Origin of the sequence: Halobacillus litoralis (assembly GCF_020524085.2) — a bacterium.
Lineage (GTDB): Bacteria > Bacillota > Bacilli > Bacillales > Halobacillaceae > Halobacillus > Halobacillus litoralis_E.
Genome location: NZ_CP129016.1, coordinates 3,519,912 through 3,544,885 on the forward strand (window position 1 = coordinate 3,519,912; position 24,974 = coordinate 3,544,885).

Annotated in this window: 31 protein-coding genes, 1 pseudogene and 1 other annotated feature; of the genes and pseudogenes, 12 read left to right on the forward strand and 20 right to left on the reverse strand. The window is 43.0% G+C overall.

Annotation, left to right across the window (positions count from 1 at the left end):
• From tyrS to LC065_RS18020, 5 genes are all read right to left on the reverse strand, one after another.
• Positions 1–1,242, reverse strand: coding sequence for a tyrosine--tRNA ligase (gene tyrS, locus LC065_RS18000; protein WP_226588421.1), 1,242 nt, complete (start codon positions 1,240–1,242; stop codon positions 1–3).
• Between the two features lie 43 nt (positions 1,243–1,285).
• Positions 1,286–1,511 (reverse strand) — a binding site (T-box leader).
• A gap of 65 nt (positions 1,512–1,576) precedes the next feature.
• On the reverse strand, positions 1,577–2,170 hold the full coding sequence (locus LC065_RS18005) for a hypothetical protein (protein ID WP_226588419.1): 594 nt from the start codon (positions 2,168–2,170) through the stop codon (positions 1,577–1,579).
• 378 nt (positions 2,171–2,548) lie between these two features.
• On the reverse strand, positions 2,549–3,175 hold the full coding sequence (locus tag LC065_RS18010; RefSeq protein ID WP_226588417.1) for an FMN-dependent NADH-azoreductase: 627 nt from the start codon (positions 3,173–3,175) through the stop codon (positions 2,549–2,551).
• 114 nt (positions 3,176–3,289) lie between these two features.
• A complete protein-coding gene (locus LC065_RS18015; RefSeq protein ID WP_226588415.1) occupies positions 3,290–3,436 on the reverse strand; it encodes a hypothetical protein in 147 nt (48 codons plus the stop codon).
• A 288-nt stretch (positions 3,437–3,724) separates the two neighbouring features.
• A complete protein-coding gene (locus LC065_RS18020) occupies positions 3,725–4,552 on the reverse strand; it encodes an oxidoreductase (protein ID WP_226588413.1) in 828 nt (275 codons plus the stop codon).
• A gap of 184 nt (positions 4,553–4,736) precedes the next feature.
• Here LC065_RS18020 and LC065_RS18025 point away from each other — a divergent pair, with 184 nt between their 5' ends.
• On the forward strand, positions 4,737–5,300 hold the full coding sequence (locus LC065_RS18025; protein WP_226588411.1) for a TetR/AcrR family transcriptional regulator: 564 nt from the start codon (positions 4,737–4,739) through the stop codon (positions 5,298–5,300).
• 44 nt (positions 5,301–5,344) lie between these two features.
• A complete protein-coding gene (locus tag LC065_RS18030; RefSeq protein ID WP_306163608.1) occupies positions 5,345–6,070 on the forward strand; it encodes an alpha/beta hydrolase in 726 nt (241 codons plus the stop codon).
• Positions 6,071–6,265: 195 nt separating this feature from the next.
• Here LC065_RS18030 and LC065_RS18035 read toward each other — a convergent pair whose 3' ends face one another.
• The gene (locus tag LC065_RS18035; RefSeq protein WP_306163609.1) at positions 6,266–6,592 is read right to left on the reverse strand and encodes a LysM peptidoglycan-binding domain-containing protein; all 327 of its coding nucleotides are present in this window, start codon (positions 6,590–6,592) and stop codon (positions 6,266–6,268) included.
• Positions 6,593–6,725: 133 nt separating this feature from the next.
• On the opposite strand from LC065_RS18035, the gene LC065_RS18040 reads away from it, so the two are divergent.
• Positions 6,726–6,902 carry a hypothetical protein gene (locus LC065_RS18040; RefSeq protein WP_226588403.1) on the forward strand — a complete coding sequence of 59 codons (177 nt, stop codon included), beginning with the start codon at positions 6,726–6,728 and terminating at the stop codon, positions 6,900–6,902.
• Between the two features lie 179 nt (positions 6,903–7,081).
• On the opposite strand, the gene LC065_RS18045 is transcribed toward LC065_RS18040, so the two are convergent.
• The 3 genes from LC065_RS18045 to LC065_RS18055 all read right to left on the reverse strand — a co-directional run bounded on the left by LC065_RS18045 (position 7,082) and on the right by LC065_RS18055 (position 8,172).
• Positions 7,082–7,309: a hypothetical protein gene (locus tag LC065_RS18045; protein ID WP_226588401.1), complete on the reverse strand. Its 228-nt coding sequence runs from the start codon at positions 7,307–7,309 to the stop codon at positions 7,082–7,084.
• A 129-nt stretch (positions 7,310–7,438) separates the two neighbouring features.
• Entirely contained in the window at positions 7,439–7,981 is a 543-nt protein-coding gene (locus LC065_RS18050) for a GNAT family N-acetyltransferase (protein WP_226588399.1), read from the reverse strand.
• Positions 7,978–8,172, reverse strand: coding sequence for a hypothetical protein (locus LC065_RS18055; RefSeq protein WP_226588397.1), 195 nt, complete (start codon positions 8,170–8,172; stop codon positions 7,978–7,980). Before LC065_RS18055 ends, LC065_RS18050 begins: the two co-directional genes overlap by 4 nt.
• 449 nt (positions 8,173–8,621) lie before the next feature.
• Between LC065_RS18055 and LC065_RS18060 the strand changes: the two genes are divergently transcribed.
• Positions 8,622–9,554 (forward strand): oxidoreductase, encoded by a 933-nt coding sequence (locus LC065_RS18060; protein WP_226588395.1) that lies wholly within the window; start codon positions 8,622–8,624, stop codon positions 9,552–9,554.
• Between the two features lie 126 nt (positions 9,555–9,680).
• Entirely contained in the window at positions 9,681–10,121 is a 441-nt protein-coding gene (locus LC065_RS18065) for a hypothetical protein (RefSeq protein WP_226588393.1), read from the forward strand.
• A gap of 40 nt (positions 10,122–10,161) precedes the next feature.
• Here the strand turns inward: LC065_RS18065 and dnaN are convergent, their stop codons facing one another.
• From dnaN to LC065_RS18100, 8 genes are all read right to left on the reverse strand, one after another.
• Positions 10,162–11,277, reverse strand: coding sequence for a DNA polymerase III subunit beta (dnaN, locus tag LC065_RS18070; RefSeq protein ID WP_226588391.1), 1,116 nt, complete (start codon positions 11,275–11,277; stop codon positions 10,162–10,164).
• A 127-nt stretch (positions 11,278–11,404) separates the two neighbouring features.
• Entirely contained in the window at positions 11,405–11,872 is a 468-nt protein-coding gene (locus LC065_RS18075) for an NUDIX hydrolase (RefSeq protein ID WP_226588389.1), read from the reverse strand.
• A 141-nt stretch (positions 11,873–12,013) separates the two neighbouring features.
• Positions 12,014–12,148, reverse strand: a complete 135-nt coding sequence (locus LC065_RS18080; protein ID WP_306163610.1) for a hypothetical protein — start codon at positions 12,146–12,148, stop codon at positions 12,014–12,016.
• 67 nt (positions 12,149–12,215) lie between these two features.
• Positions 12,216–12,419, reverse strand: a complete 204-nt coding sequence (locus LC065_RS20605) for a hypothetical protein (protein ID WP_226591607.1) — start codon at positions 12,417–12,419, stop codon at positions 12,216–12,218.
• Between the two features lie 305 nt (positions 12,420–12,724).
• Entirely contained in the window at positions 12,725–13,276 is a 552-nt protein-coding gene (locus LC065_RS18085; protein WP_226588385.1) for a 2'-5' RNA ligase family protein, read from the reverse strand.
• A 433-nt stretch (positions 13,277–13,709) separates the two neighbouring features.
• A complete protein-coding gene (locus LC065_RS18090) occupies positions 13,710–14,573 on the reverse strand; it encodes a DUF4097 family beta strand repeat-containing protein (RefSeq protein WP_226588383.1) in 864 nt (287 codons plus the stop codon).
• A gap of 179 nt (positions 14,574–14,752) precedes the next feature.
• Positions 14,753–15,199, reverse strand: a complete 447-nt coding sequence (locus tag LC065_RS18095; RefSeq protein ID WP_226588381.1) for a glycosyl-4,4'-diaponeurosporenoate acyltransferase CrtO family protein — start codon at positions 15,197–15,199, stop codon at positions 14,753–14,755.
• 147 nt (positions 15,200–15,346) lie between these two features.
• Complete coding sequence (locus tag LC065_RS18100) at positions 15,347–16,273, reverse strand: glycosyltransferase family 2 protein (RefSeq protein ID WP_306163611.1); 927 nt, start codon at positions 16,271–16,273, stop codon at positions 15,347–15,349.
• Positions 16,274–16,374: 101 nt separating this feature from the next.
• Here LC065_RS18100 and LC065_RS18105 point away from each other — a divergent pair, with 101 nt between their 5' ends.
• Both LC065_RS18105 and LC065_RS18110 read left to right on the forward strand, forming a co-directional pair.
• Positions 16,375–17,253 carry an alpha/beta hydrolase gene (locus tag LC065_RS18105; RefSeq protein WP_226588377.1) on the forward strand — a complete coding sequence of 293 codons (879 nt, stop codon included), beginning with the start codon at positions 16,375–16,377 and terminating at the stop codon, positions 17,251–17,253.
• 93 nt (positions 17,254–17,346) lie between these two features.
• Positions 17,347–18,171, forward strand: coding sequence for an alpha/beta fold hydrolase (locus tag LC065_RS18110; protein WP_226588375.1), 825 nt, complete (start codon positions 17,347–17,349; stop codon positions 18,169–18,171).
• A gap of 35 nt (positions 18,172–18,206) precedes the next feature.
• Here the strand turns inward: LC065_RS18110 and LC065_RS18115 are convergent, their stop codons facing one another.
• Complete coding sequence (locus LC065_RS18115) at positions 18,207–18,401, reverse strand: hypothetical protein (RefSeq protein ID WP_226588373.1); 195 nt, start codon at positions 18,399–18,401, stop codon at positions 18,207–18,209.
• Between the two features lie 339 nt (positions 18,402–18,740).
• On the opposite strand from LC065_RS18115, the gene arr reads away from it, so the two are divergent.
• Positions 18,741–19,157, forward strand: coding sequence for an NAD(+)--rifampin ADP-ribosyltransferase (arr, locus tag LC065_RS18120; RefSeq protein WP_226588371.1), 417 nt, complete (start codon positions 18,741–18,743; stop codon positions 19,155–19,157).
• Positions 19,158–19,238: 81 nt separating this feature from the next.
• Here arr and LC065_RS18125 read toward each other — a convergent pair whose 3' ends face one another.
• Complete coding sequence (locus LC065_RS18125) at positions 19,239–20,510, reverse strand: MFS transporter (RefSeq protein ID WP_226588369.1); 1,272 nt, start codon at positions 20,508–20,510, stop codon at positions 19,239–19,241.
• A 490-nt stretch (positions 20,511–21,000) separates the two neighbouring features.
• Between LC065_RS18125 and LC065_RS18130 the strand changes: the two genes are divergently transcribed.
• The 4 genes and pseudogenes from LC065_RS18130 to LC065_RS18145 all read left to right on the forward strand — a co-directional run bounded on the left by LC065_RS18130 (position 21,001) and on the right by LC065_RS18145 (position 24,443).
• Entirely contained in the window at positions 21,001–21,195 is a 195-nt protein-coding gene (locus LC065_RS18130; RefSeq protein ID WP_226588368.1) for a helix-turn-helix transcriptional regulator, read from the forward strand.
• Positions 21,196–21,198: 3 nt separating this feature from the next.
• Positions 21,199–21,633, forward strand: coding sequence for a hypothetical protein (locus LC065_RS18135; protein ID WP_306163612.1), 435 nt, complete (start codon positions 21,199–21,201; stop codon positions 21,631–21,633).
• A gap of 315 nt (positions 21,634–21,948) precedes the next feature.
• The gene (locus LC065_RS18140) at positions 21,949–22,899 is read left to right on the forward strand and encodes a nucleoside hydrolase (RefSeq protein WP_226588364.1); all 951 of its coding nucleotides are present in this window, start codon (positions 21,949–21,951) and stop codon (positions 22,897–22,899) included.
• Positions 22,900–23,031: 132 nt separating this feature from the next.
• Positions 23,032–24,443: pseudogene (locus LC065_RS18145) on the forward strand (LysM peptidoglycan-binding domain-containing protein).
• Between the two features lie 27 nt (positions 24,444–24,470).
• On the opposite strand, the gene LC065_RS18150 reads toward LC065_RS18145, so the two are convergent.
• A complete protein-coding gene (locus LC065_RS18150; protein WP_226588360.1) occupies positions 24,471–24,914 on the reverse strand; it encodes a hypothetical protein in 444 nt (147 codons plus the stop codon).
• Positions 24,915–24,974: the final 60 nt, after the last annotated feature.

Below are 24,974 nucleotides of genomic sequence, written 5' to 3' on the forward strand. Positions count from 1 at the left end.
TCAGGAAGACCTTCTTAATCGTACGAACTTTCTTTTTCCAACTTGAACGACAGTTCCATCCTGTCCTTGAACCATCTGGCTTGTGTCCATCACTTTTTCCTGATTGATCCGTACGCCGCCATTCTTAATCATCCTTCGCACTTCGCTCTTTGATGGTAAAAGTCCAAGCTCCTTGACGAGGTCGACAACGTTTACCTCCTCATCTTTTTCCCACATCACTTCAGGGATCACGTCAGGCATCGCTTTCTTTTGAAAAACATTTGTGAAGTGTTCACGGCTTAGACGGGCCGCTTCTTTACCATGAAGCATTTCAACAAATGAAGCGGCAAGCTTCATCTTGGCATCCCTCGGGTGAAGCGTCCCTTCATCAAGGTCCCGTTTCACTTTCTCCACTTCTTGAATGGATAACGGAGACACGAGCTCAAAATATTTCATGATCAACGCATCAGGAATCGACATCGTTTTTCCGAAAATATCCTGCGGCCGTTCATCCACTCCAATGTAATTGCCTTTTGACTTCGACATTTTCTCTACACCATCAAGCCCCTCAATTAACGGCATCAGCAGAACGACTTGTTTTTCCTTCCCGAAGTGCTCCTGCACCTGTCGGCCGAACAACACATTGAATTCCTGATCCGTTCCGCCTAGTTCGATGTCAGATTCCAACGCATATGAATCGTACCCCTGCATGACAGGGTAGAAAAACTCGTGAAGATGGATCGGTTTATTCGCTTTGTACCGGTTATGAAAGTCATTGCGCTCGAGCATTCTCGCAACCGTCACCGTGCTCGCCAATTTCAAGACTTCTGAGAATCCTACTGTCGACAGCCACTTCGAATTGTAATGGAGCTCTACTTTTTCCATATCGATCACTTTGCCGAATTGCTCGAAGTAGGTCTTGGCATTGTGCTCCACTTCCTCATCCGTCAAAGCGGTCCGAGCGGTCGCCTTCCCCGTCGGATCCCCGATTTTCCCTGTGAAATCCCCGATGATCAGCTGGATCGTATGCCCGAATTCCTGAAACTGTTTCAGCTTATTCAACACAACGGTATGACCAAGGTGGACATCAGGTGCCGTCGGGTCGAGTCCAAGCTTCACTTTCAGAGGCTGCTCATTTTTGATCGACTTTGCGATCTTTCCTTTGAATTCTTCTTCTGGAATGATGGAGGATACACCATAAGATAGAACCTCCCATTGCTTTTCAAATTCTTCTCTTTGTAAATCATTCAATTGTTCATTCATCTTACAGCCCCCCATTTTTAGAATACAAAAAAGACACGCCCCATCATGGGACGTGTCTTCATCACGCGTTACCACCCAAGTTGAAGATGAATCTCTTCATCCTCCCCTCAAAAAGATAACGGATTTACCGTCTTCCACTACTCACCTAAGTTTTCGTAAAAGAAGCTCCAGAAGGTAATTCATGATGAGATGTGTATCGACTCGCAGCAACCGTCGACTCTCTGACGACAGGGATCTCTTCACTACTGGGTTTCTGTCATTGCCGTAGGTATTAAAGTTAGGATTATGTTACGCGGAAAGGCAGAAGATGTCAACGATTTTTTTGAATATTTTTTCATAAACGACCTGCCCAGTGGCTTCTCCTTCTTAGGAAAAACACACCACCGATATTGAAGACACCAACGAGGAAAAGGACGCTGGTAAATGATGCAGACTCTTCCGACTTAGGAGATTGTTTGGTTTGGGGTGGGTTTTCTTTAAGTAATTCAGTATAGAAATCTTTATCCTTGCCGTCTTCTTTCACCACTTCCCCTTGTAATTGAACCATCCCATTTGCAGCCACCACAGGTGTCAGAAAGTCGGCTTCCGGGATATTTTCCAACAGCAGCATGAACCTGCCGCCTTCGTCCTGAAAATCTTTCGCCCAGCTGACATCAAACCGGTCGATTCCGGCTGTGATTTCCTCTCCTACATCTCCTCTGAGTACGGCATCCACCTTAAAAGGATGACCGTCAAAGACAAATTCACTCACTTCACTCCGACGATTGAAATCGTAAGAACCAATGACGATGACTTCTGCACGGTCGACAACCTCTTCAGGATCAATTTTTTCATAACTTGTAGCATTTACCTGCAAAGGAAGACTATACAGAAGGATAACGATGAGTGATCCTATAAAATACCGCATCTCCACTACACCTCTCTTCATTGTTGACCCTCCTTACTCCATCTAATTGACTGAAAAGGAGTTGTACACAGATGACCGACAAAAGAAAAAGGACTCCAGGATCTCTCGCCCCCCAAATAGATGTAACAAAAAAGAACAACAATGATGAAGCGAAAGCTATGAAAACTATGTAAAAAAACAAGCGAATAAAATAACTCATACTAGACCCTTTCCAAAACATTCACCCATAGTATTCGAACAATAATCAAAGGAAAAAGAACGGTTTCCTTTTTCCACCTTTAACCAATCGTTTCTATGTTCAGCCTAACACATTTCATGAAGAATAGGATAAGTACCCACAAAAAAACACTCCTTAAAGAAGCGTTTTTTGTAAGTCGACCGATTGAATGGATGAAATCATTAAAATGTCTTGGCTGCGTCTTTTGCTCTAGCTATCGCATGTTCTCTAATCTCATCCGCCTGATCCGGATTCGCCGCATGCCCTTCGACAAAAAGTCCATCAAAGGACGGGACACCGAAAAACTGCATGACGATATTCAAATACCGATTCCCCATCTCCATACCCGCTGCCGGTCCTTCCGAATAAATTCCTCCGCACGACTGGATATGGAAGGCTTTTTTATCCGTGAGCAAGCCGATCGGGCCTTGCTCTGTATATTTAAATGCTTTGCCCGCTACGGCTACCGAGTCGATATAAGCCTTCATCACAGGAGGAAAAGAGAAGTTCCACATTGGGGTGACGAAGACGTACTTGTCTGCGGAGATAAATTGATCACTCAGCTCTCCCAATCGCTCGACTTTCCTTTTTTCTTCTTCAGAGAGTTCATCGCCGGACTGCAGTTTCCCCCACCCGCTGAAAATATCAGCATCAATTTGAGGGATGTCTTCTCTGTACAAGTCGATGTGAATGATCTCATCCCCGGCATTCATTTCTTTGTATGTGTCGATGAATGCCTTCCCTACCCTCATGCTGTAAGAGGCCGTTTCATCATGTGGATGGGCCGTAATATATAAAACCTTTGCCATAGAATCCTACCTTTCCATTCTAGATAGTATAGTTTGTATAGAAACGACCATTCTTACTAATAAAAGCCGAAAAAAAGAATCCACCTTGGTTGAGATGGATTCTAAACATCTTCCTTATTCCTGCTCGGAAGTCACATCATGGAGATAAGGATTTGCTGCTATGCTCATTCTTGCTTCATCTGTCATGACAAACCCTTCATCCGGCGTGCCTTCTTGGTTCATAGGGGACCGTCCATCGTAGTGGAATGGGGTGTCTTTCATTCTGCCGCCTCCTTCACATCTTTTTCATTAGCATCCGCTTACAAAAAGCCATTATTCTACTCATTTAAAAAAGAACTTCTGTGTATCAAAGTTGGATGATCCGAATATTCAAAAGTGCCCCGATCCGGCAAACTGCCACGTACCATCGAACTCCCCTTATAAGATAACTTCGCTCTCGTAGGAAGAACCCCTTCTTATCACACCAATCAAAAATAGGGATGACACAGTTACGCCCCATCCCTTTCATCGTCTTTCTCATTCATTTATAAAGTTCCACTTTTATCCTTTTTACCTTCGCATCATGGAATGGAAAATGGAATCAAACATGCGATCGGGCAGCACTTTTCTTAAAAACATATAAGGTTTGGCATACTTGCCGGCCGCATACCTTGTTTTCGGCTTTTTCGCTTCGATCGCTTTTTTCACTGTTTCTGCAATCACTCTTGGTGAAGAAGATGCTCCCGTCATATTCTCAGTCATGTTAACGAAAGATCGTGTCATGTCTTTGTAGGCAGATGTTCCAGACGTTTTCTGTAAATTCTCAAGCATGATACCGGTCCATTCACTTTCAATACTCCCCGGCTGTATGACGACCACATCAATTCCAAACGGTGCTACCTCAAGCCGCAGACAGTCCGAATATCCTTCGAGTGCATGCTTGGATGCATGATACCAGGCTCCCATCGGTGTAAAAATTCTTCCACCCATGGATGAATTGTTTATGATTTTGCCTGACTTCTGTTTTCTCATATGCGGCAGAACAAGTTGAGTCAATCGGCTCAACCCAAACAGATTCACGTTGAATTGTCGCTTCGCTTCTTCCAACGGTACGTCTTCCACAGCACCGTAAGAGCCATACCCCGCATTATTGAACAGTACATCAATTCTCCCCTGCTCTTGAATGATCCTGGTCACCCCATCCACCATGGACGGTTCGTCAGTTACATCCATGGAAAGAATGTGAGCGCCTTTAGACTCGATCTCTTTCATCTTTTCCAAGCGCCTTGCCGCTCCATAGACGATGTAGCCTTCTTCCAACAACAGTTTTGCCGTTTCCATCCCCATCCCGGAAGAAGCCCCTGTAATCAGCACAACACCTTTTTTATCGTTCTTCATTTCACATTCCTCCCCATTCTAACCCGAAGTTACACTTGTATATAGATACACACTTGTGTCACTTATGTAAGCAAATTATAATGAGAATATCATCTTATGGTCAATGGTTTCTGATCAAGTGATACAGATGAAGGAAAGTGTGACACTTGATACAGCAACCTGATTGGAGAGGAGAACTAGCAGGATGAATGATAAAAGCATGAATCCGATATCCATGAGGTCGAGAAAATGGATCATCGACGCTTTACTCAGACTTATGGAAGAAAAGCCTTATCACAAAATCTCAGTCAAGGAAATTACCGAGACCGCAGAACTCGTAAGGAAGACTTTTTACCGCAACTTCCAGACAAAGGAGGAAGTCCTCCAGGAATACATCACAGGCTTGATGATAGAAGTTGAAAAGGAATTTGAAACACTTGATGCTATAACCCCATTCGCCATGGCTAAGCTGTATTTTGAATTTTGGCAGGAGCATATTGAATTCCTGAAGCTGATTCAGAAAAACGACTTGTTTGTCATCCTGCTCAAACAGTTGGACGACTATCTGCCTTCCTTGAATGAGAGATACAAAGCAGATATGATGGAAGGCTTTGATGAAACATTCCTGCAGTATTATACGGCATTCAATTCCGCAGGCATTTGGCATATGCTCGAAAAATGGATTCGTCATGGAGCCGTAGAACCCCCTGAGGAAATGGCACAGATCTATTCAGATATTACATTGAACAACCCTCATTTGAAGAAGTGAGGACAATGATGCGTGTTTGTAAAGGAAAGGAATGATGGTCGAATATGAAAAAGTGGCTCAAGTATATCGTGCTTGGTCTCCTGGACCTGATCAGTGTTGGAGTTCTCTTCTTTTTCATCTGGACTCAACAAACTTACGAACCTTCGGAAGAGATGACACGCCTGGTGGAAGAATCCCACAAAACAGACGGATGGGTCGTACATGAACCCGGCGGTAAAGCTAAAGCAGGGATCATCTTATATCCTGGAGCAAAGGTTGAACCAGAAGCCTACAGCTATCTCGCTCAGCAACTGGCGAACAGCGGATACGTTACAGGTGTTCCTGATGTAACGTTGAACCTACCCATTATAAGCACGAACAAAGCAAATGAATTGATGGACCGCTATCCTGATGTTGAAGCTTGGTATGTGGGAGGTCATTCTCTCGGCGGGGTCGCCGCTGCTTCTTTTGTAAAAGAGCATACGGAGGAGACAGAGGGATTGATTCTTCTTGCTTCCTATCCTACGGAAGGAAGCAGCTTCGCAGATACCGAAACCCCGATCCTATCGATATATGCAGAGAATGATGGGTTAACGACAGAAGCGAAAATAAAGGAAACGGAGCCACTGCTTTCAACGGACACCACTCTTCATAAAATTGAAAAAGGAAACCATGCCCAATTTGGTATGTATGGTCCTCAAAAAGGAGATCAGCCTGCTCAAATCCCAGCGAAAACCCAGCAGGAAATCATCGCTAATACCATCTATAAGTGGTTGGAAGATCAAATCTAATCCGTGAAAATGCCCGGGTACCAGCAGATGGCCCGGGCTTTCTTCTATATTTCACACGGATGGACGTACCAATTTGGAGATTTCTTGCATCAATTCCAGGATTCAATTCATAAAGGTCGTGCACGGTCACTCCTTGATGAATACCAGCTATTCCATAAAGCGTATCGTAAGGAGCAATCGTATGATCGTGGGCATTCACATCTTCAGCCGGTGAAACCCGTAGGACCTGATAGGCAGCAAATTCCATGGATCGATGCCGGGATTTAATTCGAACAGCTCGGAAAGCGTAAGCCCTTCATGGAGGTTTGCAAAGCTGTACAACGTACTTCCCGGTGTAACGGTATGAAATTCTTCATTCGGATAATCATCACTAACCATTTCGTCTGTTTTCACTGTAATTCGAGACCCAGGTTGAATGAAATCTGCGTCAATCCCTGGATTCCATCGGAACAAATCATCAACGGTCACATCATCATATTGTTCGGCAAGGCTCCAAAGCGTATCCCCTTTTTCGAAGGTCACTTGATAAGTTTAAACGTAATATTTTGAAAAAATCCAGAAATCTCCTAATTCGTGCAGGACAAAACAAATACCTGTAGAAAAAAAGTGTAGAGACTATAGGAAAGGCACGTCATATTGTTGAAGGAGGAAATTTATGCTGTGGTTGATTTTTGCTGTTCCAGGTCTGTTCATCCTTGTCACGCTTTTTTTCGACCGACGCAGAAATAAAGGAAGCAACCGCCTTGCGAATAAAGGGACTTTCGAGGATATGTATCGCCACTTTTCTGCCAGAGACAGAGCAGGAGACCCTAAACATTCCAAGCCCTTTTAAATTGTAGATGTTCAAAAGAGATATCATTTCATTTAAAAAGCGGGAAACCTAATCACATGGTTTCCAGTCTTCTGATTTTCAAACATTGGAATATTTAATAATTCCAACTCCCATATAAAAAGCCAGCACTCCTGCTGACTTTTTATAACCTACACCTTCTTTAGAAGGATGTATTTTTATCAATGAAAGCCTCCGAATCCTCCGTGATTACCATGATTTCTAGAGTGCTGATGAACTTCTTCCTTCTGGATTTCAGCTTTATCATAACGTTTTTCAACAGAATTACGTTTTTGCTTATTCATTTCATCTCCGTAAAATTTGTTCCTATTCCACCCGAAAGCATCGCGCAAAAACCCATACAACAGCGGCACAACCAACAAACCGATGAGGCCGAGAAAAGCCCACATGTGCGAAACCCTCCTTTTCTTCTTAATACAAGTACGGAAACCGATCAAGAAAAGTTTCATATCTTTTCCTTTTTTACGTAATAGTCGGTAAATGAATCTGTTCACTTACACCATTCTGGCTCACACTATCTACAAATCATCCGGATTAATGATCGCAAGGACTTGATGATCTTCCCATTTCCCATTGATCTTCACATTCTTCTTCGCTAGCCCTTCTTTGTGAAAACCAGCTTTCTCTAGCACACGAATGGATGCTTTGTTGTGGGGCATGACCCCTGCTTCTATCCTATGTAATTGAAGATGATCAAAAGCATACGCAACAAGAAATCTCACAGCCTCTGTCGTATAGCCTTTCCCATTGTAATCCTGATCGAGAAAATAACCGATGAACGCACTTTGTAATGACCCCCGAATGACCTGAAAAAGATTCACCGTTCCGATCAGGTGGTCTGTATTCTTTTGGAATATACCGAAAAAGTAACCCTTGTCCCCCTCTTCTTCTTTATGAAGAGTTTCCAATCGGTTATTTTGACCCTCCAGCGTATAAAAATCATCCGTTCTCACCATCGAGAACTGCTCAAAAAACGACCGATTCTTCTTTTCATACTGCAGCAATTGTTCGGCATCATGACTTTTAAGTTCTCGAGCATAGATCGATACTCCGTTGATCACATTCCGTCACCTCCCCCTGGTCCACCACGAAAACCTTTTTCTCGTGCCACCGCACGTTCCACTTCTTTTTCCTGCTCTGTCTTCCGAATTGGAGGCTGTCCCTTGCGCTTTTTAGACTTTCTCCTGTCCATGAAAATCATAAAGACAATGAACAAGACAAGAAACAATCCCCATAAAATGTTCTCAAGCATAACATCTCTCCTTCCATACTGATTTCAGGAAAATCATACCTTTTTCTATTATTTCAAAACATATCCATCCCATCAATGATACAGACGTCACTTCCCGGTGACGTCTGTATCATTGGATATTCTTTATGTCTTTACTGAGAACATAAACCTCCTATTCATCTTTTCTAATCAGAGCTGTTCTCTCTCCGGTTTGAATGAAAAGATCCATCTCTTCTCTAATTTCTTCAGCGATTTCCTTGGAGTGTAAAGAATTTTTATTTTTGATTGATAGCGGATATGGATGGAAAGAAAAAGCAAAACCATTGACTGATTTTGTTCCGATGCCATCATTACCTGGGTAATATCGTTTATTTGAGCTTCCATATAATTCTTATGTGCTCTTCTGAAGGCTATTCTTTTTACATCCATACGGAAATTTCTTACTATGAAAATCATAAGGAGTGATAAGGATGAAAGAACAAGCGTGGACAAAAGAAGATATTCCTTCTTTGAAAGGCCAAACAGTAATTGTAACTGGAGGGAACAGCGGTTTAGGGTATGAATCTGTGAAAGTTCTTTCCAAGCGGGGAGCGACCGTCATTCTTGGTACAAGGTCGATGGAGCGAGGTCAGGAAGCGTATTTATCCATTCAAAAGGAAAATCCTAACGCCGATATTGACGTCATGGCCCTCGACTTAAGCGATTTGGAATCAGTCAAGTCTTTCTCAGATTCCTTCAGGGAAAAATATGATCGGTTGGATCTATTGCTTAACAATGCCGGTGTCATGACCACCCCATACGGAAAGACCAAGGATGGTTTTGAACAGCAGATAGGCATCAATCACCTCGGTCACTTCGCTCTCACAGGACAATTGTTCGAAACGTTGAAGAAAACGCCCAACGCTAGAATCGTCAATATTTCAAGCAACGCCCATAAATCTGGAAAAATGAATTTTGATAACCTCATGTTTGAAGGTGGAAAAGGATACACACCTATGAAAGCTTATGCCCAGTCTAAGCTTGCCAATCTATTATTCACTCAAGAACTGCAAAGAAAAATCACAGAGAATGGTTTAGATATTACTGTAACGGCTGCCCATCCCGGGATCGCAAGCACGAATCTTATGAGACACATTGAAGATAAATTCCTCTTCAAGATTCTGGGACGTTTGCTTGCACCAATGACCCAGGAAGCTTCAGAAGGAGCGCTACCTGGCTTAAGGGCAGCGACAGACCCTGACGTACAAGGAGGGGAATACTTTGGGCCTGGAGGCAGATGGGAAATGAAAGGTGCCCCTGTCGCCGTTTCTCCGATCACGAAATCTTACGATGTTATGGACGCCGATCAATTGTGGAAAGTATCCGAAGAGCTTACCGGCGTCACCTATCCTTTCACTGAATAATCATAGATAATCAAAGCTGAAGGGGATATCCTCTTCAGCTTTTTTTAGAAATACAGACTTCCAGTTGAATAATCTTCCTTTATTTGGAATAATAAAAGCTATAAAACCACGGAGAGGAGCATGACAATGTCCAAGAAAAAGATGTGGGGTCTAGCTTTTACGATCAGTCTCCTATCCATACTTACCGTCTATGGACTGGCGATGGACTTCGAATTTTTGAAATATGAAGTTAATGAGCAGAATCAATTAGTTATGTATGAAGGTTTGAGCGGACCAAATCCAATCATCAACTCTGATGTAAACAAAGAACAGGAAAGCCTGACTGTTTTAGGCTCCTATATGAGTCAATTCAACCGGTGGTTCCTTGCAGGAATACTGATCGCTCCATTCTTCATCGCGTCTTATTTTCTCCTTTTCAGTGAAAAATGGATGGGGGACCATCCAAAGAAGAAGAAATACCTTTCTTGGACACTATGCACGAATGGAGTGGTCATAGTCGTTGCGGTCTTTATTTGGGTTCACTATATCGAGGTCGTGAACAATGCTTTTCATAACGTGTTATTTTAAATACCAGGCGGGCGTCTTTAATTAATTGATTCATTCGCCCCTATGCCCGGACAGGAGAAATCACATGAACCTGTTCTTCGTTTCTCAGACTTCGAATAATCAACGGACTCATCATCCCGTTGTAAAAAAGCTTTACGTCTTCCCCTTTTGTCACTTTCAACGCTTCCAACAAAAAAATACCGTCGATGTGAACATCCATCTTTCCTTCACCTGTTACTTCTTTCAGAGGAATGTTTTCTTCGATTGTTCCTACTTGGGGCAAAAAGGAAGAGATGTTCAGTTGCTTCCCTTCCATCAAGCATAATTTCACCTGATGGTTTCTACAATTTTCAGCAAACAAACCAGCTCTGTCTACGCTTTCCAGCATCCGATCTTTATCTAAGGTCAAAACCGTCTTCGCAGATTCTGTCACTAAGTCCCCAACATTGGGATAGGCTCCATCAAGCAGCTTGGAGGTGATCATCGTTTCGTTTGATTCTACCTTGAACAATTGGTCGGTTATGGATAGCCTCAATGACCCTTTCGTATTCTTAAAGACTTTTATCACTTCTTTTAACGTTCTCACGGGAACTGTACACGAATAACTCTTCTCACTGCTCAATTTTTTCTTAACAAAAGCTAACCGATGAGAGTCTGTGGCTGAAGCTTGGACATGATGATGTGAAAAGTCGAGATGCACCCCTGTAAGCACGGGACGACTTCCCTCTTTTGCTGCTGCGAAAAGTGTTTGGCGAACTAGCTCTACCAAGTCCTCCCCGTTCATAGAAATGTCTTCTGTCGATTCGACTTCCGCCATGTCCGGGTATTCTTCGGTTGAGAGAGTGCTTAAAGAAGTCTTGACCTCACCGGATTCGAGCAGCATACGACCGGCATCTTTTTTCATATGAACAGGTCCGGGCAATTTCTTTACTAAATCCTGAAGAAAAGCCGCCGGTAGTACACAAGAACCTTTATTAATCGATTCGCACCCTACTTCTTGAACAGGGATGACTTTTTTTATCATGAGTTCTCCATCACTTCCGACCAGAACGAATTCTTTTTCTCTGACCTCCAATTTTATACCATTCAAGACCGGAAGCACCGTCTTTTTACTAAGGACAGAGGCTGCTTCAGACACAGCATCCTTCAGTCTTCCTTTATGTATTCGTAATTCCATATCATGAACCTCCCATCTTTCTACACTCTACATTCTACACGAACGTACGTTTGTCCTTCTATTCTAAAAAAGAACTTTCTATTTTTGAATAGAAAGCTCTTCTCAATTTCATATCCTGTTTAGATCATTACCCTACAACCGGTGTCTTACGTTTATTCTTTACATCGTCGATCACTTGCTGATGATCATGAAATATGTATTCTGGAAGATCACCAAGATCAAAAAAATGATTGCTCAGTGATTCATCGTTCTCTTTTACCAATTCCCCTTCAAAGGACCGGCAACTAAAACAAATTTCTACGATAGCCGCCTGATCTCCGTTCGGAAAAACTTTATGCTTATGAGGCCCTGAATAGATACCGAAAAGGTCCATTTCTTTTAACTCCAAGCCCGTTTCCTCATAGACTTCCCTTCTCGCAGTATCTTGAACTGACTCATCCAGTTCCATAAAACCACCAGGGAGGCCCCAGCTTTTGGAATCTGCTCGCAATTGCAATAATAATTCGTTCTTTTCATTAAAAACGAGCGCTCCCGCAACGACCATCAAAACTTTCTCATGGCCGACCATGGAGCGTAAATGACGAATATAATCCATAGCTTTCTCCCTTTTTATGAAGATTCTCTTAACCCGCTTTTTCGCACGTCGACTTTCTGCATCCGTCCAGCTACACGATACTCATTCGTATTTAAGCGGAAGTAATGACGAGCACCTGTATAAGTGGTGTACCAAAGGTTGTTAATGATCACCATTTCTTTTGTTTTTTTTATCCTTTTGAATCGGATGGAAAGAAGACCCGAACCGTTCATCTTTCCGTTCAATGACTCCAAGCCTGCCTTCTTCATCTAACCACACCGCTAAAATACTATGCATCTTTTCCGCCCCCTTATTTAAATTTGATCGACTGTTCACCGACCAAGTTCATCAACTGTGATGATTCCTATGTTTCTTTAACAACCACTTCAAGGGGATGAACCTCAGAAACCTGATCAGAAAAAATCCACCGTCTGCCTGGTTCAACGAGAAGGAGATAACTATAGCTTCCATCATCTCCCATAAAATTAAGATATGCCCTGTTTATCGGATCGTTGTCTCTGGATGTTAAGCTCTTGCACTGCAATTCTTCACCGGCTTTTTCAACAATACTTGTAAAAAGGCTTGCGCTCTTCTTGTTCTATACATTAAGGATAGCGTTCATTCGCAAAAACCGCCTCAGGTAGTGGAATGATTTTGTCTACGACTTCAGATGGATAAAAATCTCAACTACCGAATTATCCAGAAGTTATAAACCCCTGAAAATCACCATTACCCGTCCTAAAACGTTGACTTTCTGTGGAGCGAAAGCTTTTTCGTGATAAACCAATGAAGGAAAGAGCGCTACCTTTGCCATGGACCGACCGCTTCCGGGAATAGCAATAGACGTTTAGTATTGCTGGACGATCGATCTGTTCATGACTGCATATGTGGAATGCTTCCCAACAATAGGTCTTCCAGCTTCGTATATGTATTTGAACTACATTCTTCAAAAACTCTAACCCGGTCCACTTCAAACACAGGAAAAGGGCGAAACTCCTTATCCGCAGCCTCAGCCATATCGACCAGGTTTTGTTTTGACAAACCATAAGTCGTCTTGGCCAGCGTCAAATGAGGGACGAAATGTTCCAGCTCAAAATAATCATCCACCTGCTTCGAAGTAGGTTTTGTGATCTGAACCATTTGTTTATGCAAGTCAAAGATTTTTTCCGAACACACACTCAAATAAAGCACGTCTTCTCCAAAAAAAGCGGGTACACCTAATTGGACACGAAAGGGATTGGTTCCCCGGCACATTTCTCTCACTTGGTCCAACCATTTCCGGTCAGTGGTGAGACCCCCTTGAGCCTTTAACGTAATATGAGGCTCGACAACTTCAGTGATCGTATTTCCGCTCCACTTTTTCTGAAAGTGGATGACCTTCTCTTTGAAATCTTCCGGTGGTACCCATCCAATGAAATGCTGCATGTTTCTCTCTCCCTACTCAGGTACGTATTTATATCTAGTCACAAACGATGATCCCATCAAGCCTGTGATAAACAGACTTAAACCTCCCAGGAGATTTAATGAATGATTTTCAAATGGAGAGATAAATGAACAAAAAACCACTAAAGGAACAACGGCGAGCATGGCAACCCAAAAACGGTCGATGAAATAAACCTTATGTCTGCAGCTACAATTTTCACAAGAAGCAATAGAAAAGAAAAGATTCGCTGACAAAATCTGTGCCAAGCGAAAAGACTGCCCACAACATTCGCATTGCGTCACCACTCCCACCTCCCTTTCTTCATTACGATGAAGTTACCCCAGAAGTTTCACAGATTGGAAAACATTATGAGGAAATCCGTGACTTCACTCACTCGCATTCAACATCCAAACCCGCTTCCTTCAACCGTTATTCCTATCCTACTCTCAAATCACCTGAGCTCGTCTCAGCCGTTAGATGGTACTCCCCATCCGCTTTTGTACCCCGCACTTCATTGTCTTTTTTCACTTCATAGTCAAGACCCGTCCAGTTGATCGCTGCTTCTCCAGAATTCGACATGTAAACGAGTTGACAAGAGGCCGGTTCTTCTTCATAGAAAAAGCGGATATCCCCGCTTGAAGTAGAAGCTCTCACATCTCCAAGCATCTTTGCTGCCTGGATGCGGATTTCCCCCGACGAGGAACCGAACACGCCTGTCCCATAATCAAACTTCTCCCCAAACAATTCCCCGCTGCTTGTATGAATGTCTGAGTTCCTACTTTCCACCCTTTTCAGTAAAACATCACCGCTGGATGTTTGGATTTGTAAATTCTCTTGAATCACATCTGCCATCGTCACATCACCCGAGCTTGCGGTAAGGGTGGAATGATTGACTGCCAAGCCTTCGACATCGATGTCAGCCGAGGATGTTTCTATCATTAAAGACCCTAAGGTTTCCGCTGGAATTTCTATTAAAAGTTTCATATCTTTCCGCATTTGAATGCCGAACGTCTTTTCCTCATTCACTCTCAATGTCAAGTTCTCCCCCTGTCGATGATGGGAAAGAGTAAAGTGCTCCTTATCTTTCTCATAGACGGTTCCGGATAAAGTAACACTCCACTCCTCACGGTCCACCCTCACCACTTCCACGTCCACAAAAGTCGATTCCACCTGTAGATTCTTAATTGCACCCGCAAATCCTTCCTGCTTATGTAGGTGATAGGTCTTTCCTCCATTCGATCGTTGATAGAGAAGTGCTATACCGACAATCGCTATAATTAAGATTAGTATAAATTCCATAATCAATAACTCCTTTATATTTCTTATGACTCCATCCCCCCTCTAAAAATTCGACAAAACTTTCCAATTACCTCCTAACATTAGTGAAAATCCCTGGTCTATAATGACCAGGGATTCGTTTCATATCTTTCTACTTATATGTGTAGTTTTAATATCCTTTAACTCGAGTTCAATGTCCTCTATCGCTTCAAAACACGACCTTTCATCCTCATCAATCGAACGCGGTTATACCTTTGCACGATAATAAAAGGAAGGTTGAACAAGAGGGCATATGCGACCATAATCCAGCCGGCCCACGGTGGGTTGAACAAGAAGAAAAAAGGAGCCGCCAGCATTTGCATCCAGTGGGAGAGCTCCGAGCGATTCGTCTGCTTTTCAAAACGCTCCCATTGGGACGAACGTCGCAAATGAGCCGCTGACTTTTCCCTCCGAAACCACTTTCGCGCTTCAGGGAGCCGGTCTTTCCACTTTTTCACACCTAGACGCTCATAAACCTTATCCTGTGACTCCCACCTTTTCACACGATATATTCCAGCGAAGGCATTCACAAAAGCATCCGGCACCACAGAGACGAGACTGCTCACGCCAAGATGGATGCACAGCCATGCGACTACATTGACGACCATTAAGAGGAACTCCTTTTCTTATCAACGATCGAGCGGCCTTTCCATGTCGTTTCCTTCATGAAAAAGGTCTTCCACAAAGAGTAAGCAAAAACGAACACGAAAAAGAAAAAGTACAGCGGAAACAAGAGCACATCAAACCACCTGAAGTTACCGATTTCCTTCCAAGTCCTGAACAACACAAACACTAAAGTCACATACCCAATAAAGCCCCACCACCCAAGGGCAGTAAGGTTTACCAAAAAAAGATATAACGGCGGTGAGCCACAAGACATTCGCAAGCGTCATGATGGGGGAAGCTGTTTTTGCCCCTGTTGAAAAGCTTTTGGCCCACCCTTGAATCACTTGTCTCAAATCAGCGTCATACATCCGCATATTCAAAACGCCGTACCCGCTATAGGCTTTTGTTTTTAACCCTCGGGAAGATGCCAATCTTGTAAACGCCAGGTGTTCGACGATTTCTCCCCGTATGGCCTCATGACCTCCAAGCTTCCAATAAGTATCCGTGCCGATCACTAGACACGGGCCGAAACCGCCCTTGGTTCCAAGTTTCTCCTTACATACAGTAGTTAAACCGGAAGAGGCCATAACGACAAGGTGAAATACTCCGGAGAACTTTTCCCAAAAAGAACGCATCTCATGATAAGGATGAACGGTCATGACCGTTTCTTCACCGTCAAAAGCTTTCACCAAACGCTCTGCTCCTCCATCTGAAAACCATGTATCCGCATCAAGGAAAATGAGCGTTTTTCCTTTGGCTGCTTTCGCCCCGTTATAGCAAGCCCATGACTTGCCCATCCAACCGGGAGGTAAAGGAGGATTGTCCACCACTTTCACGCCAAAACTCTCCACGACTTTTCTCGTCTCGTCCTCTGAATCGTCGTCCACGACAATGACCTCACGTTGGGGCCGCTTGGAAAGTAAAGTCGGAAGCAGGCGTTTTAAGTTTTCCTCTTCGTTCCTCGCAGGGATAATCAATGTGTACATCTCTGTATTCTTACGTTTTTCTATAGGAAACGATAATTTATGCCAAAACAGGAGAAGGGTTGATAAAACAGCCAGGATCATCATCCACATTCCGGTCACCTCCCTATGTACTTCCATTGTCACCTCAGAAACACTTGATTATACAAGGACAAGACCGGGTACAATGGTTATTAAAAAAAGAGGGTTCAATGATGCTTAAGTTATGGATGGCACGATTACTGCGACTTTTCCCCAATCAGGCAGAAAGAAACCTGATGGTCCCGTTTCGATATGTACATAAGAAAGTAGACATGGTCGTTGATACCAAGGTGAAACCGACGCCCATCAGCTTATACTATCCGGCTGCAGCTGATGGGAAAAGGTTCCCCGTATATATGAACATGCACGGAGGCGCGTTCATCATGAATGAAAAGAGAATGGACGATCCGTACTGCCGTTTCCTTGCGAATGAAACAGGATGCGTCATCGTCAATGTCGACTATGCAAAGGCGCCTGAATATCCTTTTCCAAAACCTGTGGAGCAGTGCTACGAGATTTACCAATGGCTCAAGTACCATGCAAAAGAACTTCAACTTGATGCCGATCAAATGATGGTCGGCGGGCAAAGTTCAGGTGGGAATATGGCCGCTGCCCTTTGCCTTCTCTTAAAAGAGCGTTCCGAAAGACAGCCGCTCCTGCAAGTGCTGTCCTATCCGATGCTCGACTTCGTCACTCCACACAGTGATAAGCCGGAACCGGATAAATGGCGGGCAAAATATCCTGAGGCTGCTCATTTCCTCAACTATTGTTACGTCCCGGAAAAAAATCAAGCGGAGCACCCGCTCGCTTCCCCAGTAAAAGCAGAAAAAGTGGAGGGCCTGGCTCAAGCGCTATTCATCATACCCGAATACGATGCTTTTACTATGGAAGGGAAAGCCTACGCGGAAAAATTGAAACAAGCGGAGGTTGATGTAGACGTCAACGTTTTTGAAGGGTGCTCCCACGCTTTCACCCATCAGGGACCGCGGGATCAAGCCGAAGAAGCCTGGCGTATCATTTCAAAAACAATGCGCCAGGTCACAGAATCGTAACAAAACGTTACCGATTATCCTTTGCTCCCCCCTGCTTTTTGACTTATAATGACGGTTAGTGTCGTATTGAGTTTTATTAAAGCAGGTGATCCATTGTTAGAATATAAAGTGTTAGGCTCCGACCCTTCCAAGGAGTATGTCATCTTCCTCCATGGAATCGGTGGAAGCGTCAACATCTTTTTTCCACAAATGAAAGCTTTTCGAAAATCTTTCAATATCATAGTCGTCAATCTGCCCGGTCACAAAAATTCACCAAACGTGTCCAGTTACAAAGAGGAATTTTCCTTCGAAACCGTGACCGATGAAGTACTCGGAGTCCTTGATGATGTGGGTGTGGAAAAGGCCCATTTTGTAGGAATTTCTTTAGGTTCCGTCGTCATTCAACATGTCCTATCCACCGCCCCACACCGTGTCCAAACAGCTGTCTTAGGAGGAGCCATCACACGGATCAATCTTTTGGCAAAGTTTCTTCTTATGCTGGGTACGATGCTTAAAAATGTTACCCCGCACTTGTATCTGTATTCATTGTGCGCACGCATTTTAATGCCGAGGAAGAATCATAAAGAGTCCAGAGATGCCTTTATCCATGAGGCCTCCCAAATGAAGAGGGAAGATTTTTTAGGCTGGTATAACATCGTCTATTCCGTTCCGGATACGTTTACACACGTTCATGCGAACGCTGCTTCCGTACCCAAGTTATATATCACAGGCGAAGGCGACCACATGTTCAGAGATGATGTGATGAAAGATACACGGCACATGCCGAACACCTCTTTCCTCCTTTTATCTGAAAGCGGGCATGTCGTGAACTTGGATAAAACCGAGTCGTTCAACAAACTGGCCATATCCTTTATACAGTCCGAAGGTCAGATGGATTTGACGAACGTCACAGAAGAAGTCATCAACTCCAACCATTAAAAAAGCGCCGGCAGCATGCCAAGCGCTTTCTTTTTTTATTTAGACTCCCAACTCTTAATCAACCGGATTGCCCAATACAAAACAATCCAGGGTAGGATGAATTTGGTCACCCATTCCACAATCGTCATCAAGGTAAGCATAATAAAATTAGGGTTCACTCCAAAATGCGGGAGCGTAAAATATAGAACCACGATAAATGCCAAACCAATGATTATATCTTTCCACTCCATTCTCCTGCCCCCTATTTGCATCCACTCACACCTCTTTACTAGTTCAATATTCTTCCAATATCTTTGCGGCGTGTACTTTTCTGCTTCTTCACTTCCATAGCCTTTTTGTTTGTGAGAAATAATAAGCCCAGATTACTCCATATGTATTGAGTAATTGGGCTTTTGTTATTGATTTATATAGAACCTAATCCATACATAAAAAAAGAGGAGACTGTTCTTCCACGCCCCTCTTTCTACTTTCATTATACTACCAATAAAAGACAATTTACAGACTACTTTTTCTGTCGTTCCTCTCCTATACTTATATATACAAATCTGAATCATAAGAGGTGTAGCCGTATGAATGGTAAAAAAGATGTCATCGATCCTGGTCCTTTCTTCCATGGCACAAAAGCGGAACTAAAAATCGGAGACCTTTTACAGCCCCAGCACTTGTCCAATTATCAGGACAAAAAGTCCAACTACATCTATTTCACCGCGACCTTAAATGCTGCTAAATGGGGAGCTGAACTAGCAAAATCGAATTCTAAAGAAAGGATTTATATTGTAGAACCTTTAGGGGAGTTTGAAAATGACCCGAACGTTACCGATAAAAAATTCCCCGGTAACCCTACACGTTCTTATCGATCCAAATCTCCTTTGCAAATAGTAGCTGAATTAAAAGCATGGGAAAGACATTCCGAAGAAGAAATAAAACAAATGCTTGCCTCATTAAGAAAGTTACGTGAACAAGGAAAATTTGTAATTTACGATTAAACCTCATCTATAATTTTGAAAAAGAATAGGACTGGCCAAGGCCACCTCTATTCCTTTTTAACGAACATTGTCACCCGATCCCTAAGAGGTGCTTTTAAGTTCCTGCTCTTCTTTGAAGTACCCTGATCGGCTCGGCATAAGAACCAGCTTGATCTGCCAAAAGCTCACCAGCAGCATCAGAATCGAGGCACCTATGATACAGTATCGAACTGGAATGATATCCCCTGTAAAGCCAATCAGGAATATAAAAATAATCTGAAGTACACTCTGAAAAATTCCATAGATACTCGAAATCCTCCCCATCATTTTTACCGGCACGTTATTTTGATAAAAAGTCATAAACCCAGTACCTGAAAAGGAGTTAAAAACCCCCAATACCATGAACCCCATGGCCACGGTCCAGAATGAAGCGGAAAAAGCATAAATTAAATAGCCCACCGATACCATTAAGTACCCACTGACCATCAGAGCTTTTATCGATAACTTTTTAGAAAGGAGAGAAACAGTGACTGCTCCTAAAATAGAACCAACTCCAGTCAGGCTGATGAGTAAGCCGTACTCTGTTTCCGATAAGTTCAGTACCTCTTGAGTAAAGACAACCTCTTGAGCATCCATTCCAAGGGCAAGTATCATAAAAAATTGAGCTATGAAGTACACCTTTACAATATACAGGTGGCGCTGACTGTATCGAAACACCTCTTTCCAATCGCTTTTCATCATGTTCAAACTAAATTTATTTACGGTTTGGTCGGCATCCGTATTCACGTTTGGTAATAAATACACCAGGACCGCTGATACCACAAAAGAAATAGCATTCATCCATATCAATATATGAACGGAAGTAATCAACAGCAGTACTCCAGAAATCGCAGGTCCAATTAAAAACGCACTGGAAGTGATCAAACTTCTAAAAGAGTTAAATTGTTTTCGATTTTTTTCGGGAACCACATGGGTGATGTAGGTAATCGCTGCTGGTTCAAAAAACGCTTTAGAAATGGATAGGAAGAATAGACATGTATAGATCGGCCAAATAGAGTCGAAAAAAGGGATGATCGCTACTAAAGCTGCACGAATAATATCTGTTCCAATCATGATTCTCCGTATGTTCAAACGGTCGATCATACTCCCGGACCAAAGTTTTGTCACTAACGAAGCGATCGGTCCTATCATCCATAAGCCAGCTACTGCAGCAGCCGAACCGGTTAAATTTAATACTAAAATATTGATGGCAACGAGATAAATAAAGTCACCCAGCGTAGATATGCCGAGTCCAAATAACAATAAGAAAGATGTTTTCTTTTGGGAAAAGCTATGTTTAATAGGAACACCCCGCTCAGAATCTCTAATAAACACACCTTCTGTAAAAAAACGGCAACCACCTGTACTTTTTCTAATCTGTCACAAAACATTCATAACCAAATAAAAGGCTGAGAGTTCACTCGACTCTCAGCCTTTTAAACAGCTTATTCTGCTGTATATTCAAAGGTTGGTTTATAAACGCCACCCTGAACAGTTAGTGATACCCTCCCTTCAGTATGGAAAGTGATGGTTTAAACCGTATTGTTCTCATAGAAAGACTCATTGATAATTTCAGTGTTTCTCTTAAGGACAATAACTTAAAACCAAAATTATATGTAAGTTCTCTTATGGAAGTAAGGTTTAATTAAAGACTGCCTTATTTTCTTGGAAACTACTCTACTTCTCCCTTTAAAACAACTCCAGATACCTACGATCGTAACGCCAAAGTGGCCCCCTACACAAAGCACATTACAAAAAGTAAAATATAATTGACATTTTGTAATGTATTGCATATTATAAATGTAGAAGGAGGAGATGAATCCTTTTGAAAAACAAAAAAATGAAGATCGCCCGTGCGGAAGCCGATGTTTCACAAGAAAAACTAGCAGAAATCGTCGGAGTCACCAGGCAGACCATTAATCTAATTGAAGCTGGAAACTACAATCCGAGTCTGAAATTGTGTACGGCCATATGTAAAGCTTTAAATAAAACATTAGATGATTTATTCTGGGAGGAATGATCAATGAGTGCTGAAAAGTTAGTTAAGGAAACTAAATGGACCATTGGTGTATCATTATTTGTCAGCTTGGCCCTTTTCGTCACTTGGGTTATCCTGCAAACAACGGCAGCTTCTTTTACTGACAACAAAGCCTTCCTAGCCTTGTCCCTTATTCCTTTCAGTGCTGCACTCGCTTCCTTCCTTAAACTTACGAAAATCAAAAAGAATCCTAAAATGATTGTATCTGAGACCGATGAGAGACTTGTAGCCGAGAAGAATGAAGCCGATGCGAAAACCTTGAAAGTACTTCAAGGTATTTTGTTCTTATCCTATTTGGGATACACGTTTATAATCCCAGAGGACACATTTTCATCAATCGGTTGGTGGATAACGCTGGGTGTCCTTCTCTTCTCTTTATTCGCTCCATTCATTTTCCGTCATATGATGAAAGAAGCCTGACAAAGCCCTTTGCAGTAAAAAAGATTCGTCTACCCTGTAAATCACCACACATTCTCTTGGACCTGAAAAAGGGAACCTCATGGAAAGAAGAGGTTCCCTTTTTTATTTTTACAGAGTTCTACGAAACAGACTTTCAAATCCATCCCTCTTTCGCTCAATACACCCCTTCTCTTATTTGGTGAGGGGGAGTCACTAGTCGTTCAGATCACCCCACCCCTTTTATAATGCCACCCTATCATTACTGTAAATATAGGATGTTATTTATTTACAATGACATACATAAAATAGCTTATCTGTATTTATAGGAGGGCTTCTATGCATAATGTTTTACTGTTCTGCGACCCAGGGATTGATGACTCACTAGCCATCATGTATGCACTCCTAAATCCAAAAATCAATGTGGTCGGAATTGTTTCAGGCTATGGGAACGTGCCTCAACAACAGGCAACTCAGAATGTATCCTACCTCTTAAAACTAGCAGGAAGAGAAGACATTCCTATTATCGGGGGAGCCAGAAGTCCGCTCAGTGGTGAAGTAGCTGTCTATTATCCCGAAATCCATGGGGAAGAAGGTTTAGGACCCATACGTCCTCCAGAAACCCTTCAAAGTGAGGTAGTAAATTTCGATGAAATCTTTAAAATCATCGACTCCTACGCAGACAATCTAGTCATCCTGGATGTAGGAAGGTCCACATCTCTTGCGATTGCATTCTTATTAGGGGGAAGAGAGAATTTACGCAAAGTAAAAGCCATTTATTCAATGGGAGGGGCCTTTTTAGTTCCAGGAAACGTAACCCCTGTGGCAGAAGCTAACTTTCATGGCGACGGGATCGCTGCCAACCTTGTTTTAAACAAATTAAATAATATTTATATCACTCCATTGAACGTTACGAACCACGCGATCATCACACCCGAAACCATTCAAAGAATCACCTCTCAATCTTTCAATGCGTTCACACACCTGATCAAGCCGATTTTTGACTACTACACCGCAGCCTATAAAAAATTAGACCCAAGCCTTTCCGGGAGTCCTCTGCATGATGTATTTACTGTATTTGCCTTAGCGAACCCAGAACAAGTCCGGTATATCGAACGCCAGGCTTCTGTATCCATTAACTTTGATAATACTAAAGGTGAAAGTATAGCTGACTTCAGGCCGAATTCCAGCGAAGAGCCGACAGAAAATACGGATCATATTGCCATATCATTTAACTACGAAGCATTTGTAAAGGATTTTGTTACTGTGATGACTACACGATATATATAAAACCGGTTCCATTTGAGAATTATTCAACGCTCAAAAGTTCTTACACACTTACGATCTAACTATGACTGCTTATACATAGGGACGAGACCCCCAAGCATATCTTCATAAAAAGTGCAAAAAAGGAGCGGCGAGATGATCATTCATGTTGTTGAAGTTGGCGACTCTCTATGGAAAATCGCCCAGCGGTACGGGGCCGAGATCAATCAAATCATCCTTCTGAACCAGTTGAACAATCCCGACGTGGTCGTAATCGGGCAGGCCCTTGTCATACCTGAGCCTAATAAAGAGTACGTCATCCAACCTGGAGACAGTCTTTGGAACATTGCCAACCGCTACGGTGTCCGTGTTCAAGACCGGCCGAGAAGAATAATATTGTGAACCCAGCGCTCATTTTTGTTGGTCAAATGCTCCTTCTTCCTTTTACGAACTATACGGTCCAGGCAGGCGACAGCCTTTGGAAAATCGCCAACCAATTCGGCGTATCGGTGTCTGAGATTGCAGAAGCAAACGGAATTCAAGACCCCTCCGTCATTTCTGTCGGTATGCCACTCGCCATCCCTTCGCCTTTACGACCTGTAAAGGAAATCAACGCTTACATTACGAGAACGAATGCAGAAGGAGCAAGGGAAGTGAATACTCTCGGCAGTCATTTCACCTACCTCTCCCCTTTCACACGCACAATCCAATCTGATGGGAACCTGACAGATCTGGATGACACAGCGATTTTACAGGCGGCGGCAGCTCAAAACATTTCTCCATTGCTGGTGGTCACCAATTTCGTCGGTGGCAGCTTCGATTCGGATCTTGCGGCTACCTTTTTACGAAACCCAAGCATTCAAGATACCTTCCTTGATCATCTATTGGAGCAGATGCGTTCCAAAGGATATTCTGGGGTAAACTTCGACTTCGAATATGTGTACCCTGAAGATAAAGAAAACTACAACGCGTTTCTAAGAAAAGTCGTCAGCCGCTTGCGTCCCGAAGGTTTCAGTGTCTCCACCGCCCTTGCACCTAAAGTACGCGCAGATCAGCAAGGTCTTCTTTATGAAGCCCATGATTATGAAGCCCATGGTGAGATTGTTGATTTCATTGTGCTCATGACGTACGAATGGGGATGGTCAGGAGGAAGTCCATGGGCCATCGCACCAATTAACAAGGTACGTGAAGTGCTTGATTATGCCGTCACCGTCATCCCTCGTGACAAGATTCTGATGGGAATGCCTCTGTATGGACGGGAATGGGAAATTCCATGGGTGCAGGGCACTTATGCTCAAACGGTCAACCCTCAGGAAGCGATTCAACTCGCTGCAAGATACGGGGTTCCCATCCAATACAATGAAGAATATCAATCGCCCTTTTTCCGATATACCGATGCAAATGGTCAGCAGCATGAAGTTTGGTTCGAAGACGCAAGAAGTGTGCAGGCAAAGTATGATACGGTTGAAGAGTACGGCCTAAGAGGCGCGAGCTATTGGGTTCTAGGGAGCCCTTTTCCACAAAACTGGCCGATCCTTCAGCGCCATTTCAAAGTGAAAAAAATGTGAGGCCTCCGCTCCTTGGGAGGCTTTCTTTTATTCTAATATTTTTAATTCGAATCCACCCGCTTCGACTTTTCTCTTTCTTCCCTCTACTTCTACAATATAGATGAACGGCACATCCGTGGGATGGATCTCTCCCACTTTTTGATTTCTTTCTTTGAAAAAGGAGCGGATTTCCCGTTCATCCTCCGGGTCTATTGTTGAGTCTTTTCTAACTTCCTTTTCATATGTAATGTCTTTCTCTAAATCTTCATGCTTCGTGTTGTGGTCATAAATTCCCTGCAGTAAATGGATGACTTCTGCAAAACCTAAGAACAGCACCCCGGTAATGAGGCTGCTGATCAAAACAGTCATCCCATGGACTCCTGCCCCGAACCTTTGGTTGAGAATAATAGCAAAGAATAAAATCACACCCAGGCCCATGATTCCAAACGCACAATAAGTCAAAAGCTTGGCGATACTATTGGATCTCTTCAATGGTCTTTCCCTCCTTTGCCCTTTCATCTACTCCGCCCACTATTTCCTTCCCTGTTCCTC